Origin of the sequence: Labrys sp. (in: a-proteobacteria), from assembly GCF_047605565.1 — a bacterium.
GTDB classification, from domain to species: domain Bacteria; phylum Pseudomonadota; class Alphaproteobacteria; order Rhizobiales; family Labraceae; genus Labrys; species Labrys neptuniae.
In genome coordinates this window covers 18,636-33,800 of record NZ_JASGFM010000028.1, presented here as the reverse complement: position 1 = coordinate 33,800, position 15,165 = coordinate 18,636, and the positions used below count along the sequence as shown (strand labels likewise).

The window sequence follows — 15,165 nt, the reverse complement described above, 5'->3', positions numbered from 1 at the left end:
AGGAAGGAAGACCGTCATGAAAATCGCACTTGGAGCCGACAGCGCGGGCAAGCCCCTGCTCGACGTCATCGCTGCGCATCTGGCCAATCGCCCGGACCTGGAGGTCACAGATCTCAGCCAGTCGGGCTATTACGCAGACCTCGCCGCAAAGGTCGGGCAGGACGTCGTCGATCACAAGCATGATCGCGCCATCCTGTTTTGCGGCACCGGCATCGGCGTGTGCATCTCCGCCAACAAGGTGCCGGGCATCCGGGCGGCTCTCACCCATGACACCTATTCGGCGGAACGCGCAGCCAAGTCGAACAACGCCCAGATCATCACCATGGGTGCGCGCGTCGTCGGTCCGGAACTCGCCAAGGCCATCGTCGATACCTGGCTGTCGTCGAATTTCGATCCTGAGGGCCCTTCGGCCGGGAACGTGCAGGCTATCGACCAGCTCGACGCCCGAAAGTGATCGACGATCTGCGGTGAGAGACGGAAGCCTCCTGGGCTTCCGTCTGAAATGCATCAAAAAGGATGGGAAGCAGGCAGCCGAAGGAGAGATGATGCGCGGGACACAGGGGCCGTCTCCCGCTGGTCGTCATCCTGGCGTCGGCTCGCGGCTTGGGTGATCCGTCATCCGGGCCGGTGCTCCATCGCACGAAAATATGAGCGGGACCGGCGATGACATTTCCGCAAGCGCGCTTAAATGCAACTGGCGTCCTGTTGCCGGCGCCTGACATTCGGTAGCCGGAAAACGGGCGTTCTTGAAACACACAGAACGGAGGCCGGCTCGAGCATGACGACGTCAACCCTCATCAATCGGCGAATAGTGCTTGCCTCCCGGCCCGTCGGCGCGCCTTCCCCGAACGATTTCAGGTTCGAAAATGTGCCGGTCGGCGAGCCTGCGGACGGGCAGCTCCTCCTGCAGATCCTCTATCTCTCGCTCGATCCCTATATGCGCGGCCGCATGAGCGCCGCCAAATCCTATGCCAAGCCCGTGGCGATCGGGGATGTCATGGAGGGAGGTACCGTCGCCCGCGTGATATGTTCGCGCCATCCCGATTACCGGGAGGGCGATATCGTGCTCTCCCATTCCGGCTGGCAGAGCTTCGCGCTGTCCGATGGCGTGGGGTTGCGCAAGCTCGACCCCAAGGCGGCGCCGTTGAGTACGGCGCTCGGGGTGCTCGGCATGCCCGGCTTCACGGCGTACGCCGGGTTGCTGACCATCGGCCAGCCCAAGCCCGGCGAGACCGTCGTCGTTGCTGCGGCATCTGGTGCTGTCGGCTCGGTCGTCGGCCAGATTGCCCGGATCAAGGGCGCCCGGGCCGTCGGGATTGCGGGTGGTGCCGACAAATGCGCCTTCGTGCGCGATGAACTCGGCTTCGACGCCGTGGTCGATCACCATGCTCCCGATTTCGCCGCCCAGCTCGCCGCTGCCTGCCCCAAGGGGATCGACATCTATTTCGAGAATGTCGGCGGCCGCGTATGGGATGCGGTGTTTCCGCTGCTCAACGATTTTGCCCGTATCCCCGTCTGCGGCTTGATCGCGCAATACAATGCCGGCCCGGATGCCTTTCCTGGTCCCGATCGCTTGCCCTCGATGATGCGGGATGTCCTGAGCAAGAGCCTTCTCATCCGCGGTTTCATCCAGCGCGAATTCGCCGACCAGCGCGCCGCCTTCTATCGCGAGGCGGCGGAATGGATCGCCTCGGGGCGTCTCCGCCACAAGGAGGATTTCGTGGACGGTCTGGACAAGGCGCCGCAAGCCCTCATCGGCCTGCTCGAGGGCCGCAATTTCGGCAAGCTCGTGGTGCGTGTCGCTCCCGAATAGCAGCGCCGTTCCCGGGTGCGCGGACGTCCCGTCCGCCTCTTCCCGCCAACCGGACGCAACGTTTCCAAGAGCGGACGAGACGTCCGCGCGCTCCGAAAAGGCTCGCTCGCAGCATAAAATTGACTAATTCAATAGACTTTCTATATTTGGAGGAATTTCCAGCGACGAACGGGTGTTTCATGAGGCGTCATATGCGGGCGATGATCGGGCTGCTGGCCGGTGCGGGATTGCTGTTTGCCTCGGCGGCAGAGGCAGAAGAGGGCAAACTGCGCATCGCCCAGCAATTCGGGGTCGTCTATCTCACGCTCAATGTCGCGCAGGCCCAGAAGCTGTTCGAAAAGCACGGCAAGGCCGCAGGCGTCGACATCGATGTCGAATTCGTCAAGCTCTCGGGCGGGGCAGCGGTGAACGATGCGCTGCTGTCGGGCAGCATCGACATTGCGGGGGCTGGGGTCGGACCGCTCTTCACCTTGTGGGATCGCACCCATGGCAAGCAGAACGTCAAGGGCGTCGCTTCGCTGGGCAATTTTCCCTATTACCTCGTTACCAATAACGCCAATGTGAAGACGATCGCCGACTTCACCGACAAGGACCGCATCGCGCTGCCGGCCGTCGGCGTCTCGGTGCAGTCGCGCATCCTGCAATGGGCCTCGGCCAAGCAATGGGGCGATGCCGATTATGACAGGCTGGACAAGATCTCGGTCGCGCTGCCGCATCCGGAAGCCGCGGCGGCGGTGATCAAGGGTGGCACAGAGATCACCGCCCATTTCGGCAACCCGCCCTTCCAGGAACAGGAACTCGCCGACAATCCCAAGGCGCATGTCGTGCTCAAATCCTATGACGTGCAGGGCGGGCAGGCCTCCTCGACGGTGCTCTACGCCACGGAGAAATTCGTCGAGGAAAGTCCCAAGACCTACAGGGCCTTCCTCGACGGTCTCGACGAGGCCGCCAGGTTCATCCGTGACAATCCCGAGGCGGCGGCCGATATCTACCTGGAGGTGGCCGGCGCCAAGACAGACCGCAACCTGCTCCTCAAGATCATCAAGAACCCGGAAGTCAGCTTCAAGATCGCTCCCGACAACACGCTGGGGCTTGGCCAGTTCCTGCACCGCGTCGGCGCCATCAAGAACGAGCCGAAGAGCCTGTCGGACTATTTCTTCGACGAGCCGCGCATATCCGGCGGCAGCTGAATGCGCCGTTCCAAAAATGGTACTGAGATGAGTGATCGGCGGACCGCATGACGGACAGCCTCCTGCAGGGTTTTTCCAAACCAGTCTTCTCCAAGCCGCGTGATGTTTCGCGTGCACTGCAGCCAGCTGTCGAGAACGCCTTGCCAGCCCCTTTGCTGCAGGCGCGTTCGGTGACTTTGGAATATGCAACCCGCCATCAGGTCGTCCGGGCCACACATAGGGTGGATCTCGACGTCTATGAGGGCGATCGTTTCGTCCTGCTCGGGCCGTCGGGCTGCGGCAAGTCCACACTGTTGAAGGCAGCGGCGGGGTTCATCAGGCCGGTCGAAGGGGAGTTCGTGCTCAGGGGGCGGCCGATACGCGCGCCGGGCCCCGACCGTATCGTGGTTTTCCAGGAATTCGATCAGCTGCCGCCGTGGAAGACGGTGTTGCAGAATGTGGTCTTCCCGCTCGTCGCATCCGGACGCCTGCCGCGCCACCAGGCGCGGGAGCGAGCCCTGCATTACCTCGACAAGGTCGGGCTTGCCAGCTTCGCGGACGTCTTCCCGCACCAGCTCTCGGGGGGCATGAAGCAGCGGGTGGCAATCGCCAGGGCGCTCGCCATGCAGCCGGAAATCCTGCTGATGGATGAGCCTTTCGCGGCGCTCGATGCCCTGACGCGGCGCAAGATGCAGGAGGAACTGCTGCGCCTGTGGGACGAGGTGCGCTTCACCCTGCTGTTCGTCACCCATTCCATCGAGGAAGCGCTTGTCGTCGGCAACCGCGTGGCGCTGCTCTCGCCACGTCCGGGCCGGGTGCGCGCGGAGATCAACAGCCATGAATGGGACCTGACGAGCAGTGGCGGGACGGCCTTTCAGGCCGCGAGCCAGCATATCCATCGCCTGCTGTTCGAGGAGGAGGCGAAGGAGCCGGAAGGCGCGGTCGAAGCGAGGATTGGCATGCGAGGACGGGGATGAGCATGGTCTCGAACGGATCGCTCGTTCCACCTGTCCGCCCGGAATTCGAGCGCGACCTCCCGCCCTTCGTCGAAGTGGCGCTCGAACGCCGGCTGCCGCTGGCGACCCGTCTCTGGCAACAGGGCTGGCTGCGCAAGAGCCTGATACTCATGGCCCTCGCGCTGCTGTGGGAAGTTCTTGCCCGCTATCAGGACAATGACCTCTTGCTGCCGACCTTCATGGCGACCGCGCGGGCCTTCATAGCCGACATGGCCAGCGGCGAGCTGCCCGAGCGGGTGAGGCTGTCGCTCCTCGTGCTCGTCCAGGGATATGTCGCCGGCATCGTCCTCGCCTTCGCGCTGACCACGCTCGCGGTTGCAACCCAAGTGGGCCGGGATTTGCTCTCGACCCTGACGGCCATGTTCAACCCGCTGCCCGCCATCGCCCTGCTTCCGCTGGCGCTGCTCTGGTTCGGGCTCGGCGCCGGCAGCCTGGTCTTCGTGCTGATCCATTCGGTGTTGTGGCCGCTTTCCCTCAACATCTTCGCCGGTTTCCAGGCCGTGCCCGAGACCCTGCGCATGACGGGCCGCAATTATGGCCTGCGGGGCGTGCGCTACGTCCTTCAGATCCTGGTACCCGCCGCCTTGCCCGCCATCCTTTCCGGGCTGAAGATCGGCTGGGCCTTTGCGTGGCGCACGCTGATCGCGGCGGAACTGGTGTTCGGCGCTTCGTCCGGCAAGGGTGGGCTCGGCTGGTTCATCTTTCAAAACCGCAACGAACTCTACACCGACCGTGTCTTCGCTGGCCTCGCCCTCGTGATCCTGATCGGGCTCGTCATGGAGAATGTGGTGTTCGCGACATTGGAGAGGATCACCATCCGTCGCTGGGGGCAGGTGCGCTGACCTTGCCCGTCGTCTCACAGTCCGTCTTCGACTGGCGGTCGCCCTCGAGGACATCAGGAATGCTTACGGAAAGACCGACCATGTCGAGTAGCGAAGCGCGCCAAACCGGCGATCACCACGGCTCCGCAGCCACGGGCAATGGCGGGCCAACGCCATGAGCGGGACGGGCGAATATCTGTGGTACATCCCCAATGACGTCGGGGCCGGCCATCGCGGCGACGCGGCCGCCGCGGATCACAACAGCCTGGAGACGCTGACCAGCCATGCCCGGGCTCTGGAGGACCATGGCTGGAAGGGCGCACTGATCGGCACCGGCTGGGGCCGGCCCGATACCTTCACTCTTGCCACTGCCCTTACCGTACGGACCACCACTTTCGAGCCGCTGATCGCCATCCGGCCCGGCTATTGGCAGCCGGCCCAGTTCGCCTCCGCCGCCGCCACGCTCGATCAGCTCAGCGGCGGCCGCGTGCGCGTGAACGTCGTGTCGGGTCTGGACAATCTGGCGGCCTATGGCGATGCTGAGGGGGAGCAGGCGCACCGTTATGCCCGCACCCGGGAATTCATGCGCCTGGTGCGCAGGCTTTGGACCGAAGAGAACGTCACCTTTGAAGGCGAGCACTTCCGGGTTGCCGGCTCTGCCGTGGCGCCGCGCATTGCCCCGCGTGGCGAGCGTCGGCATCCCCGTCTCTATTTCGGGGGCGCTTCGGAGGCGGCGGAACGAGTCTCCGCAACCGAGGCCGATGTCCAGCTGTTTTGGGGGGAGCCGCGCGGTGGCGTCCAGGAGCGCATCGAACGCCTCAAGGCTTTGAGCAAGGCGCTGGACCGCGATCTTCCACCCCTGGAGTTCGGCCTGCGGATCACGACGCTTGTCCGTGACACCAGGGAGCAGGCCTGGGCCGATGCCGAGGCGAAGGTTGCCGAGATGGCCAGGACCAACGGCGCCGGCTGGCACGACCACCGCCAGGCCGTCGCCGAGGGGCAGCGCCGATTGCTCGATCTTGCCTCGCGCGGCGACGTGCTCGACGACAATCTCTATACCGCCCCCGGCAAGTTCGGCGGAGGCGGTGCCGGCACGACCTGGCTGGTCGGCTCGGCCGCCGATGTCGCCAATTCACTGCGCAAATATCGCGATCTCGGCATCACGCATTTCGTGCTTTCCGATACGCCCTATCTGTCCGAGATCAAGCGCCAGGGCGAACGATTGCTGCCACTGCTGCGCGATTGATGCCGGTGCCGAACAGCTAAAACAGCCTGATCTGGCCGACATCGGCATCGGCGTCGAGATCGGTTATCAGCATGTGCCCTGGCGTATTGGTGATGAACATCTCCGGCGTCGAGCATTTCAGCACGCTTTGCGCCGTCAGGCCGGAAGCCCAGAAGACGGGAATCTCGTCGGGACGGACATCGACGGCATCGCCCCAGTCGGGGCTGTCGACGTCGTCGATGCCGATCTCCGCGGGATCGCCGACATGGACCGGCGAGCCATGGGCGTGCGGAAAACGTGCCGTCATGGCGCGAGCCCTGTCGACGAGATCCTTTCGGATCGGCCGCATCGAGACGACCATGTAGCCGCCGAACATGCCCACGCCCTGGGTACGGATTGAGGAGCGATAGAGCGGCACGTTCTGGCTCATGGCGACATGGCGCACCTCGATCCGGTTCCGTCGGAGCATATGCTCGAAGCTGAATGTGCCGCCGAGTGCGAAGGCGACCAGATCGTCACGCCACAGGCTGATGATGTCGGTCCTGCTCCAGGTCTGTGGCCCGGCATGGAAGACATCATATTGCGGCAGGTCGGTACGCACGTCGATTTCGCCGAGAGTAGGCAGGCTAGGATCTCCGGCCCGATTGACGCCGACCAGGGGCAGCGATTTGGGGTTGCGCATGCAATATTCCAGGAAGTCGTCGGCAAGGCTGTTCGGCAGGATGATGACGTCTGCCTGCAGCTTGCCATCCGCCAGGCCGGCGGTGTGGCCGCGATAGTGGCCGAGCCTGATCGCTTCGCGCAGACTGGTCGCGCCGACCATGCGGAATTCTTCGTACCTCGTCGCGATGTGTGGACGTCCCATTGATTTCTGTGGCCCCCAGCTTGCTGCGAGAGTAGAGAAATCTCGAACAAGCGATTAGAATTATTATATTTTTTGGTTCTTTCGATGGCTGGAACGGCTCTTTGTTGTTCGGCTGCCGGCCCGAGCGCTCGCACAGGTTCCTTATGACCGGGCAGTTTGTTTTGGCTTTTGCGACCATCGCTACCTCGCTCCACCGACAAGTGCTTTGAGGTCGTTTACGCCCTGGTCCAGGAAGGCGAGATCGCTGGTCATGTAATGGATGAGGAAGGCGGCATAGAGCACCGAGACGAGGCTGAAGACGAGGGTCTTCACCACCAGCGACAGGGCAAAAATATTGAGGTGCGGCGAGGCGCGGGCGAGAAAGGCGAGCACGACGTCCGAAAGCAGCAGGCTGACGATCAGAGGCGCCACCAGTGTCAGCGCCATGCCGAGAATGCGCGTCAGCAAGGTCAGCAGGATGGCGCCAGCATCCCGGCTGAAGATCGGCGAGAGACTGTCGATCGCCCAGAGCGCATAGCTGTCGTACAGCGCGCTCAAGGTATGATGAAGGCCGCCGGCGGCCAGATAGATGCCCACCATGACGATCATCAGCAGCGTGCCCGTGGCGCTCGTCTCATGCGTCATCATCGGATCGATCAGCGTGCCCATGGTCGAGCCGCGCTGCAGGTCGACGATGTTGCCAGCGGCCTCTGCTGCCCAGAACGGGATGCCGAGCACGAAGCCGAGCAGGGCGCCGATCACCACTTCCTTGAGCATCAGCATGAGCATCATGGGCGCGTCGACATGGCCGCGCCCGGCAATGTCGACGGTCATCGGGATGACCGGCAGCGCCAGCGCCAACGCCACGCCGGTGCGCAGGATCCCGGCCAGCCGGGTACGGGAGAACAGCGGCATCAGCGCGACCAGGCCGACGATGCGCGCCGTGGCCAGGGCACTGGCCAGGACCAGGGTTTCCAGCCCCTTGAGGGATGCAAACAGGTTTTCCATCACTGGCGCGTCACGACGGGAAACTCGTCCATGACCTTGGACGCCTCGTTGGCGATCTGGTAGCCGAGGAGCGGGCCGACCAGCAGGATGACGACGAGAACCACGACCAGCTTGACGGTCTGCGGCAGGCTCTGGTCCTGGATCTGGGTCAGTGCCTGGGCAAAGCCGATGAGCAGGCCGACGACCAGCGCCGCCACGATGGCAGGCCCGGAGAGGATCAGCACCATCCATAGGGCACTCTGGACCTTGGCAAGAATGAAATCATTGGCCATCGGGCGGTCCTTGCGGTGCAACCGTCAATTGTAGCTGAGGATCAGGCCGTGCATCAGGCGCGACCAGCCGTCGATCGCCACGAAGAGCAGCAGTTTCAGCGGAATGGATATCAGTGTCGGCGAGACCATGATCATGCCCAGCGTCATCAGCACATTGGCGACCACCACATCGATGATGAGGAACGGCAGGTAGAGCAGGAAGCCGATCTCGAAGGCCCGCGTCAGTTCGGAGGCGACGAAGGCCGGCACCAGGATCTGCAGGTCGTCATCCTTCACTTCCGCCCGTGCCGGTTCCGGCCACAGCCGCTTGGTGCCGTCCAGGAAGAACTGGCGCTCCTGGGGCTGGGTGTAGCGCAGCAGATGCTGCTTGAGCGGTTCGCGGGCCAGCTCGGCCGCGCGCGTCAGGTCCTGCGTGGTCTGGAACTGGATGTTTTCCTGCTGCAGACGTCCCGAGATCTCGCCGATCAAGGGCGTCGTCACATAGACCGTCAGCACCAGGGCGATGCCGTAGATCACCAGGTTGGGCGGTGTCTGCTGGACGCCGAGCGCGTTACGGATGAGGAAGAGGACGACGGAGATCTTCAGGAAACCCGTCATGGTCACTACGGCCAGCGGCAGAATGCCGACCAGGCCGACCGCGACGAGAAGGCCGAGAAGATTGGGCGAGCCCTCAAGCATCAGTTGCCGTGCGAACGATACGCACTCCCATGCCGTCACCGACCTTCACGATCTCTCCGCGACCGATGCGCTTGCCATTGGCCACGAGATCGACCGCAGGCTCGGAAAGCTCGGGGAGCGGCACGATGGAACCGGCAGCGAGCCGGCTGACCTCGTGCAAAGGCATCGTCATGCGGGCGAGTTCGAAGACGACCGTCACCGGCAAATCCTCCAGGCCCGCGTCGTCAGGCTGTCCGCTTGCCGATTGTGGTTCATCCATGATCCATCCCCATCTCGTTTTGCTGATCGGCATCGGCGCCGAAACAAGTCTGCCGCTCTGTCCGATCGGCTCCGCCAGCGCCGCCCGGCGCCCGGCCAGCACCACCAGGACCGTTTGCGCTCCGCGGGTCCAGCCATCGGTCATGACGATGTCGCCGGGCTGGAGGGTACGCAGTTCCCCCACCGAAAGGCTGGTCGCGGCCCACCAGAGGCTGACGGGCAGGGGCAGATCGAGCCGGCGAACGGCAGGCTTGCCCGATGCGGTGTCGAGGATACGGCCGATCCTGGTGGCGAGCGTGGTGTCCGCCTGCAGAAAGCAGGCGCTTTCGGCCTGGCCAGTGGGCCGGAGGGCAAACGCGAAGGGCATATCGGGCGGGGAGCTGAGCCCGGTGGCTGCGATCAGCTCGATCGTCCCGTCCAGTTGCTGTTCCAGCCAGGCGATCTCATCCCGCAGGTAAGATTCCAGCAGCAGGGCAGCATGCGCGGGGGCCGGCGGCCCGACTGTGGCGCCGGGATTGGCCCGCGCCAGCCAGCGTTCGAACTGTGCAGGCGCGAGACAAAGACGGCCCGTTGCGGCACCGACCTTGAAGTCGATGGCGGTGGTCGTGTCCGGATCCACCGCCGGTTGCCACAGGACGGAAAGCAGGAACTCCTCACCGGCAATGCGGATCTTCACAGGCGGACGATGGCGATAGAAGGCGTTGAGGGCCGCGGCATCCGCAGGGGTGATCGCTTGCAGGCGGGCCGCCGAGACCGGGGGGGCGGCCGCAGGGCGCTGTCGCGTTTTTCCAAGTGCCGCTAGTCTCTGATGCATGCGAAAATCACGCTCTTCCTGGCTTGAGCTTTGACGCGGCCGCGAGGGTCGCTTCCTCCTCGATCGTGATTTCCTCGATCGCCTCCAGCCGGCGCCTGCTGCGCGATCTCATCTCGTCGACGAGACGGGTCAGTTTCTCGACGGCCTTGCGCCGGGCGTGGTGGTCCTCGCGTACCTGCATCAGCTTTTGCTGCTGCCCGGCTTCAGCCTGCCTCGCCTCTTCCGTCGCCTGCCGCAGCTGCTCCACTTCGCTGGCGGTAAGCTGGAAGCGGCCGCGCAGCGCCAGCAGGTCCTGGGCCGTCAGCGGCCGGCCCATGAGATCGACGAAGGAGGCTCGTTCGTCGGCCGCAGCCTGCTCGAGGCGAGTGGCGAGCGCGCTGGCCGCCGATCGCGCCCGATCCTGTGCTTCGCGAGCCAGGCGCTGCTGGTGGGCAACCGCTTCCAGGGCGCGTCGCTCGCGCAAGCTGCGGATCCTGTGGAGCTGGGAGATGATCGCCGGCCTAGCCATTGACGATATCCCGCAAGCGTTCGGCAGTGTGTTCCATGGCTTCCTGCTGGTCGGAGGGCTGACGCAGGAAGGCATTGATCCGGTCGATCTTGGCGACGGCTTCATCGGCGACGGCGTCGCTGCCTTTCTGGTATTCGCCGATGCGCACCAGCAGTTCCACCTCGGCGTGGCGCGACATCAGCTCGCGTATGTGGGTCGCGTCGGCGCGGTGCTGCTGCGAGACCACCGCATTCATCAGGCGGCTTCTGCTGCGCAGGATGTCGATGGCCGGGAAATGGTCGCGCCGGGCCAGATCGCTCGACAGGAAGACATGGCCGTCGAGCAATGCCTGCAGCTCCTCGGCCACCGGGTCGAGCGTGCCGTCCCCTTCGAGCAGCACACTGTAGAGGCCGGTGATGGTGCCGATCTGCCCCGGGCCGGCCCGCTCGAGCAGGCGCGGCAACGCCGCGAAAAGGGAGGGCGGAAAGCCGCGCCGTGTCGGCGGTTCGCCCGAGGCCAGGCCGATTTCGCGCTGGGCTCGGGCGAAGCGTGTGATGTTGTCCATCGCCAGCAGGACATGCTGGCCCCGGTCGCGGAAATATTCGGCGATGGTGGTGGCGACGAAGGCGGCCTTGACGCGTTCGATCGCCGGCCTGTCCGAGGTTGCCGCAACGATGACGGTACGCGCCATGCCCTCGGGGCCCAGCGCATGCTCGACGAATTCGCGCACTTCGCGGCCGCGCTCGCCTACCAGCGCGACCACAGCCACATCCGCGTCGGTGCCGCGTACGATATTGGCGAGCAGGGTCGATTTGCCGATACCTGGCTCACCGAACAGGCCGATGCGCTGGCCGCGGGCACAGGTAAGCATGCCGTCGAGCGCGCGGATGCCGAGCTGGATCGGTTCGCTGATCAGCCCGCGCGAGAGCGGCGACGGAGGGAAAGCGTGTACGGGGCGCCGGTCATCGAGGGTATCGCCATAGAGCGGCCGGCCGTCGAGCGGCTCGCCAAGAGCGCTTACCACGCGGCCGAGCAGGCCCGGACCGACGCCGATCTGCAGCTGGGCCGCCACCGGAATCACTTCGGTCAGGCTCGACAGGCCGGCCAGGTCGTCGAGCGGAACCAGCACGGCAGAACCATCGGCAATGCCGACGACCTCGGCCCTGACGCGGCGGCCCGTCTTCGGATCGACCAGGTCGCAGATTTCGCCGAGCCGCGCCTCTTCCACCGTGGCATGGATGACGACCCCGACGACTTCGCGCACCCGCCCGCTTCGTGTTCGCTGGTTCTCTTCCCGCAGCCGCTTGCCGAGGCGCGGAACGATGTCGGCGAGTCTCGCGTCGATGTCGATGGAGGCGTCGGTCATGACGCCGCCTTTCTCGCCGACCCGAGTGCAGCGGCGACGGCATCGAGCTGGGTTCCGATACCGGCATCGATCACGGCGGCCTCACTCGCTACGATGCAGGCATCACGCGCGAGGGCAGGATCGGTCTCGACCTCGATGGGGAAGCCGAATTGCCGCTCCCGCGTGAGTGCGTCGAGTTCCTCGCGAACCCTGCCATATGAATCGGGGTGAACGGTGAGCCTGAGATATTTGGCCTGCCTGACCTCGGCGACGGCCTGGCGGGCGATCTTGGCGACGAGTTCGTCGAGATCGAAGCTGCCCAGCAGGCGCCGGGCGACTTCCAGTACCAGGCCGCTGACCTGGTTTTCGACACCCTCGAAATAGCGATCGAGCTTGGCCGTCGTCTCGGTGACGAGACGTGCAGCCTCCCGTTTGCCTTGGGCAAGCCCGTCTTCATAGCCCTGCGCATATTCGGCGGCATAGGCCCGCCGTCCTGCCTCGCGCAGGTGTCCGGCGTCCTGCCGCGCGGTTTCCAGAAAGCCATAGCCGTCCTGCCAGGCCCTTGCCTCCGCCGCGCGCAGGATGCGCCCGGTCGGGCGCCTGGGTCGATCGGCCAGGGGGCCTGTGTCCTGCCCTGCCATCTTCTACCTCGAGCCAGCGGCCCGCCGCACGATCGGCGGGCCCAATTGCGTAGAAGGCGCCGGTCCGATGCCATCGAGTTCCGGACGGGGCGGCAGCTTGAGGCGGACCCGCATCCCGACACCCGCCGGCAGGGCATCGCACCAGGCGCCGAGGCAGCGCCAGCCATCGGCCGTGACCCGCCCCGCCAGGCCGGCGATCGGATCGAGGTCCTGTTCGGGACCGGCAAGGTCGCGATTGACCACCGCGAATTCACAGAGCGCTTCGCCGAGTTGCGCATGCAGTGCCGCCGTGGTCTCACGGCGGATCACGCCGGCGAAAGCGGCGGCCCAGTAGATCGCGCCGGCTTTCAGCGCGATATCGGCCAGCGCGTCCGGGTCGCAGAGCGCGATGGCCCGGTCGCCTTCATCGACCTGCGGCTCCTGGGGAGAAAAGCCGTAATGCTCGCCGATCAGGCTGGAGAGCCTTGCCTCCAGCCGCCCGGCAGTCAGCATATGGGCGCAAGCCTCGTCACCCAGCGAGCCGCCGAAACAGGGAACCAGGCGCGCCGCAATCGCATGAAGGGCCGGCTTGTGCAGAAAGGACTGCCAGGCCTGGTCAGCATCGATCTTGCCGGTCATGGCGCCCTCTTCACGGCGCGAAGGGGAGGAGCGCTGTCGAGAGTGTAGACATCGCGCCGCCGCCGCCAGTGAAGATAGGCCAGGCTCCCGACCAGGAGCACGACCATGGCGATCAGCCCATAGACGATCCACATGGCACGCGCGAGGTCGTCGGGATGCAGCCAGATGCCCATGAAGTTCGTGAGGCCCGGCTCGCTCGTGGTCGGCTCGACCGCCGCCGCGACCGGCACGAGGATGACCGAAACATTGTCATAGGTCAGGCCGGCAACGCCGTTGGCAACCAGCATCTTCACCTGCGGCACCAGTTCCTTCATGTCGACCGAGGTGCGATGGCGGATGAAGACCGATGCCGAGGACGGCACCAGTTGCTGCTTGAGCGGATCGTTCTCCGGCAGGACGAGATGGACGCGGGCCGACAGCACGCCGTCGATGTCGGAGATGGTTTGCGAGAGTTCCTGGCTGAGGCCGTAGATCATCGCCGCGCGTTCCTCCACCGGGGAGGAGACGAGCCCGTCGCGCTTGAACACCTGGCCGAGGGTGGCGAATTTCTCCTTCGGCAGCCCGATCGCGTCGAGCACGGACATGGCTTCGGCAAAGCGCGCCTTGTCGACCAGGACGGTCACCGTACCTTCCTTGTCGATCTGGCGCTGGGCGGGAATGCCCTTGCGCACCAGGGCGGCGACCACTTCGTTGCCCTGGCGCTGGCTGAGGCCGGTATAGAGTTCCACTGTGCAGGCCTGCAGGAACAGCACGCCGACAAGAGCAAAGACGGTGCCGAACCGGCGCAGCCAGGCCGGCAACCGATGCATCGATACTGGCCTCACGGAGCCCCCGCCACGCACTATTGCTGTTTGATCAGCGTGTTGACCGAGCCGGTGGCGGCCGTCACGCTGTTGATGGCGACGGAGACATTGGCTGCCGCCCACATGAAGGAAATGGCGCGATCCAGCGTCAGATCCGCGTTCGGCTGGCCCGGTGGCCCTTCATTGCCGGCCGCCGCATTGCCGGTTCCTTCGCCGGCCGGCGGGGCGGAACCCGTCTGGGGCCCGTTCTTGGCAAAGGCCGACTGGGCCTGCTGCACCACCCCTTCGAGCGAGTGGAGGGCACCGCCGACGAGGGCGGCGGGATCATTGGGCTGCCCGGTTCTGCTAACGCTCTTTTCCATCTCCACGAGATAGTCGAAGAGCTGATGCTCGACATTCGCCTGTGGCTGGGGCGGTTGGAACTGGGTGGGTGCCGCCGAAACCGCGCCTATGGCAGCGTCTGCAAGCTGCATGTTCATTCCTCATCGATCGCCGATTGGGGCCTGCCTTCCGGTTCCAGCTCAGCCTTCCTCGTTGCGGGCCTGCTGCATGCCTTCCAGAGCCCGGTCGCCCTGCTGCTGGGCCATGCTCACGGCGAAGTTGGCGAGGGTTTCTTCCATCTGCTTCTGCAGGGCCGCTTCCTGGCTTTCCTTGCTCGGGTCGGGCTGATTGGTCGGGCTGATGCCGTTGCTCTCGATCTTCATTTGCTCTCTCCTGGATGCTTGGCGGCGGGCGGGGTCTCGACCTCGGCGCGCCGGCCTCGGAAAACACGCACCGGCACGACATTTTCGGCCGAACCGTCGACTTCGCGCGCCCGCGTCGGACCGGATGGCTCGGTCAGCACGCCGAGCGCCTTGCGGACGGCGTCGATATAGGCAGGCGGGCCGGAAACCGAGACGACCCGCTCGTTCTGGGCGATCTTGATGGGGTAGCGTGCATCGGCGACGCCGAGTTCCCGCAGTCGGCCGGGGATGCCGGGCAGGGTGGCTGCGTCGACCTTGAACATGTCGGTACGCATTTCGGCTTCGGTCGCCACGGCCAGGCTGGAGCCATCATAATACCAGACCAGTCCGTAGCGGTCGCAGACCCATTGCAGGAACTCGCGCGCCGTGCCTATCGGCATGCCGGCACTCAGGCGACCTTTCACCCCGTCGCTGAGCTTTACCGGAACGTGGATGTTGCGGCCGAACTCGGTCAAGGCGTCGCGTACCGACTGGTCGATGGTGATGTATTTGTAGGGACCGGCAGGCCAGTCAGGCTCGGCTGCGCGCGTGGGCAAAGCCGCCACGCACAGGCAAAATCCGACTGCGAAGCCGAGAATGGCAGGGGAGCGACGACGCGTTCCCATAGCCA

The 15,165-nt window shown here is 65.1% G+C and carries 19 protein-coding genes; 6 read left to right on the top strand and 13 right to left on the bottom strand.

Features of this window, described 5'->3' with window-relative positions:
- Positions 1–16: 16 nt before the first annotated feature.
- From QM672_RS22150 to QM672_RS22125, 6 genes are all read left to right on the top strand, one after another.
- The gene (locus QM672_RS22150) at positions 17–454 is read left to right on the top strand and encodes an RpiB/LacA/LacB family sugar-phosphate isomerase (RefSeq protein WP_149249587.1); all 438 of its coding nucleotides are present in this window, start codon (positions 17–19) and stop codon (positions 452–454) included.
- A 324-nt stretch (positions 455–778) separates the two neighbouring features.
- Positions 779–1,813 (top strand): NADP-dependent oxidoreductase, encoded by a 1,035-nt coding sequence (locus QM672_RS22145; RefSeq protein WP_415085164.1) that lies wholly within the window; start codon positions 779–781, stop codon positions 1,811–1,813.
- Positions 1,814–1,992: 179 nt separating this feature from the next.
- Entirely contained in the window at positions 1,993–3,003 is a 1,011-nt protein-coding gene (locus QM672_RS22140) for an ABC transporter substrate-binding protein (RefSeq protein ID WP_415085162.1), read from the top strand.
- Between the two features lie 47 nt (positions 3,004–3,050).
- Positions 3,051–3,959 (top strand): ABC transporter ATP-binding protein, encoded by a 909-nt coding sequence (locus QM672_RS22135; protein ID WP_415085160.1) that lies wholly within the window; start codon positions 3,051–3,053, stop codon positions 3,957–3,959.
- Positions 3,956–4,840 (top strand): ABC transporter permease, encoded by an 885-nt coding sequence (locus QM672_RS22130; protein WP_311936358.1) that lies wholly within the window; start codon positions 3,956–3,958, stop codon positions 4,838–4,840. The genes QM672_RS22135 and QM672_RS22130 overlap by 4 nt, the downstream gene beginning before the upstream one ends.
- Before the next feature lie 154 nt (positions 4,841–4,994).
- On the top strand, positions 4,995–6,065 hold the full coding sequence (locus QM672_RS22125) for an LLM class flavin-dependent oxidoreductase (protein ID WP_415085157.1): 1,071 nt from the start codon (positions 4,995–4,997) through the stop codon (positions 6,063–6,065).
- Positions 6,066–6,081: 16 nt separating this feature from the next.
- Here the strand turns inward: QM672_RS22125 and QM672_RS22120 are convergent, their stop codons facing one another.
- From QM672_RS22120 to QM672_RS22060, 13 genes are all read right to left on the bottom strand, one after another.
- Positions 6,082–6,867: a putative hydro-lyase gene (locus QM672_RS22120; RefSeq protein WP_311936352.1), complete on the bottom strand. Its 786-nt coding sequence runs from the start codon at positions 6,865–6,867 to the stop codon at positions 6,082–6,084.
- A 222-nt stretch (positions 6,868–7,089) separates the two neighbouring features.
- On the bottom strand, positions 7,090–7,896 hold the full coding sequence (sctT, locus tag QM672_RS22115; RefSeq protein WP_311936350.1) for a type III secretion system export apparatus subunit SctT: 807 nt from the start codon (positions 7,894–7,896) through the stop codon (positions 7,090–7,092).
- The gene (locus QM672_RS22110; RefSeq protein ID WP_068281421.1) at positions 7,896–8,168 is read right to left on the bottom strand and encodes an EscS/YscS/HrcS family type III secretion system export apparatus protein; all 273 of its coding nucleotides are present in this window, start codon (positions 8,166–8,168) and stop codon (positions 7,896–7,898) included. The genes sctT and QM672_RS22110 overlap by 1 nt, the downstream gene beginning before the upstream one ends.
- A 24-nt stretch (positions 8,169–8,192) precedes the next feature.
- Positions 8,193–8,846 carry a type III secretion system export apparatus subunit SctR gene (sctR, locus tag QM672_RS22105; RefSeq protein ID WP_311936348.1) on the bottom strand — a complete coding sequence of 218 codons (654 nt, stop codon included), beginning with the start codon at positions 8,844–8,846 and terminating at the stop codon, positions 8,193–8,195.
- Entirely contained in the window at positions 8,839–9,780 is a 942-nt protein-coding gene (sctQ, locus tag QM672_RS22100; protein ID WP_415085154.1) for a type III secretion system cytoplasmic ring protein SctQ, read from the bottom strand. Before sctQ ends, sctR begins: the two co-directional genes overlap by 8 nt.
- Before the next feature lie 145 nt (positions 9,781–9,925).
- Positions 9,926–10,426 (bottom strand): type III secretion system stalk subunit SctO, encoded by a 501-nt coding sequence (gene sctO, locus QM672_RS22095; RefSeq protein ID WP_311936342.1) that lies wholly within the window; start codon positions 10,424–10,426, stop codon positions 9,926–9,928.
- Positions 10,419–11,771, bottom strand: coding sequence for a FliI/YscN family ATPase (locus QM672_RS22090; RefSeq protein WP_415085152.1), 1,353 nt, complete (start codon positions 11,769–11,771; stop codon positions 10,419–10,421). The genes sctO and QM672_RS22090 overlap by 8 nt, the downstream gene beginning before the upstream one ends.
- Positions 11,768–12,391: a type III secretion system stator protein SctL gene (sctL, locus tag QM672_RS22085; RefSeq protein ID WP_415085150.1), complete on the bottom strand. Its 624-nt coding sequence runs from the start codon at positions 12,389–12,391 to the stop codon at positions 11,768–11,770. The genes QM672_RS22090 and sctL overlap by 4 nt, the downstream gene beginning before the upstream one ends.
- Before the next feature lie 3 nt (positions 12,392–12,394).
- On the bottom strand, positions 12,395–13,009 hold the full coding sequence (locus QM672_RS22080; protein ID WP_415085148.1) for a hypothetical protein: 615 nt from the start codon (positions 13,007–13,009) through the stop codon (positions 12,395–12,397).
- Entirely contained in the window at positions 13,006–13,818 is an 813-nt protein-coding gene (gene sctJ / locus QM672_RS22075) for a type III secretion system inner membrane ring lipoprotein SctJ (RefSeq protein WP_311936335.1), read from the bottom strand. The genes QM672_RS22080 and sctJ overlap by 4 nt, the downstream gene beginning before the upstream one ends.
- 32 nt (positions 13,819–13,850) lie before the next feature.
- Positions 13,851–14,285 carry a hypothetical protein gene (locus QM672_RS22070; RefSeq protein WP_415085145.1) on the bottom strand — a complete coding sequence of 145 codons (435 nt, stop codon included), beginning with the start codon at positions 14,283–14,285 and terminating at the stop codon, positions 13,851–13,853.
- Between the two features lie 48 nt (positions 14,286–14,333).
- Complete coding sequence (locus tag QM672_RS22065; RefSeq protein ID WP_068281412.1) at positions 14,334–14,516, bottom strand: hypothetical protein; 183 nt, start codon at positions 14,514–14,516, stop codon at positions 14,334–14,336.
- Entirely contained in the window at positions 14,513–15,160 is a 648-nt protein-coding gene (locus QM672_RS22060; RefSeq protein ID WP_415085143.1) for a type III secretion protein, read from the bottom strand. The genes QM672_RS22065 and QM672_RS22060 overlap by 4 nt, the downstream gene beginning before the upstream one ends.
- Positions 15,161–15,165 lie beyond the last annotated feature (5 nt).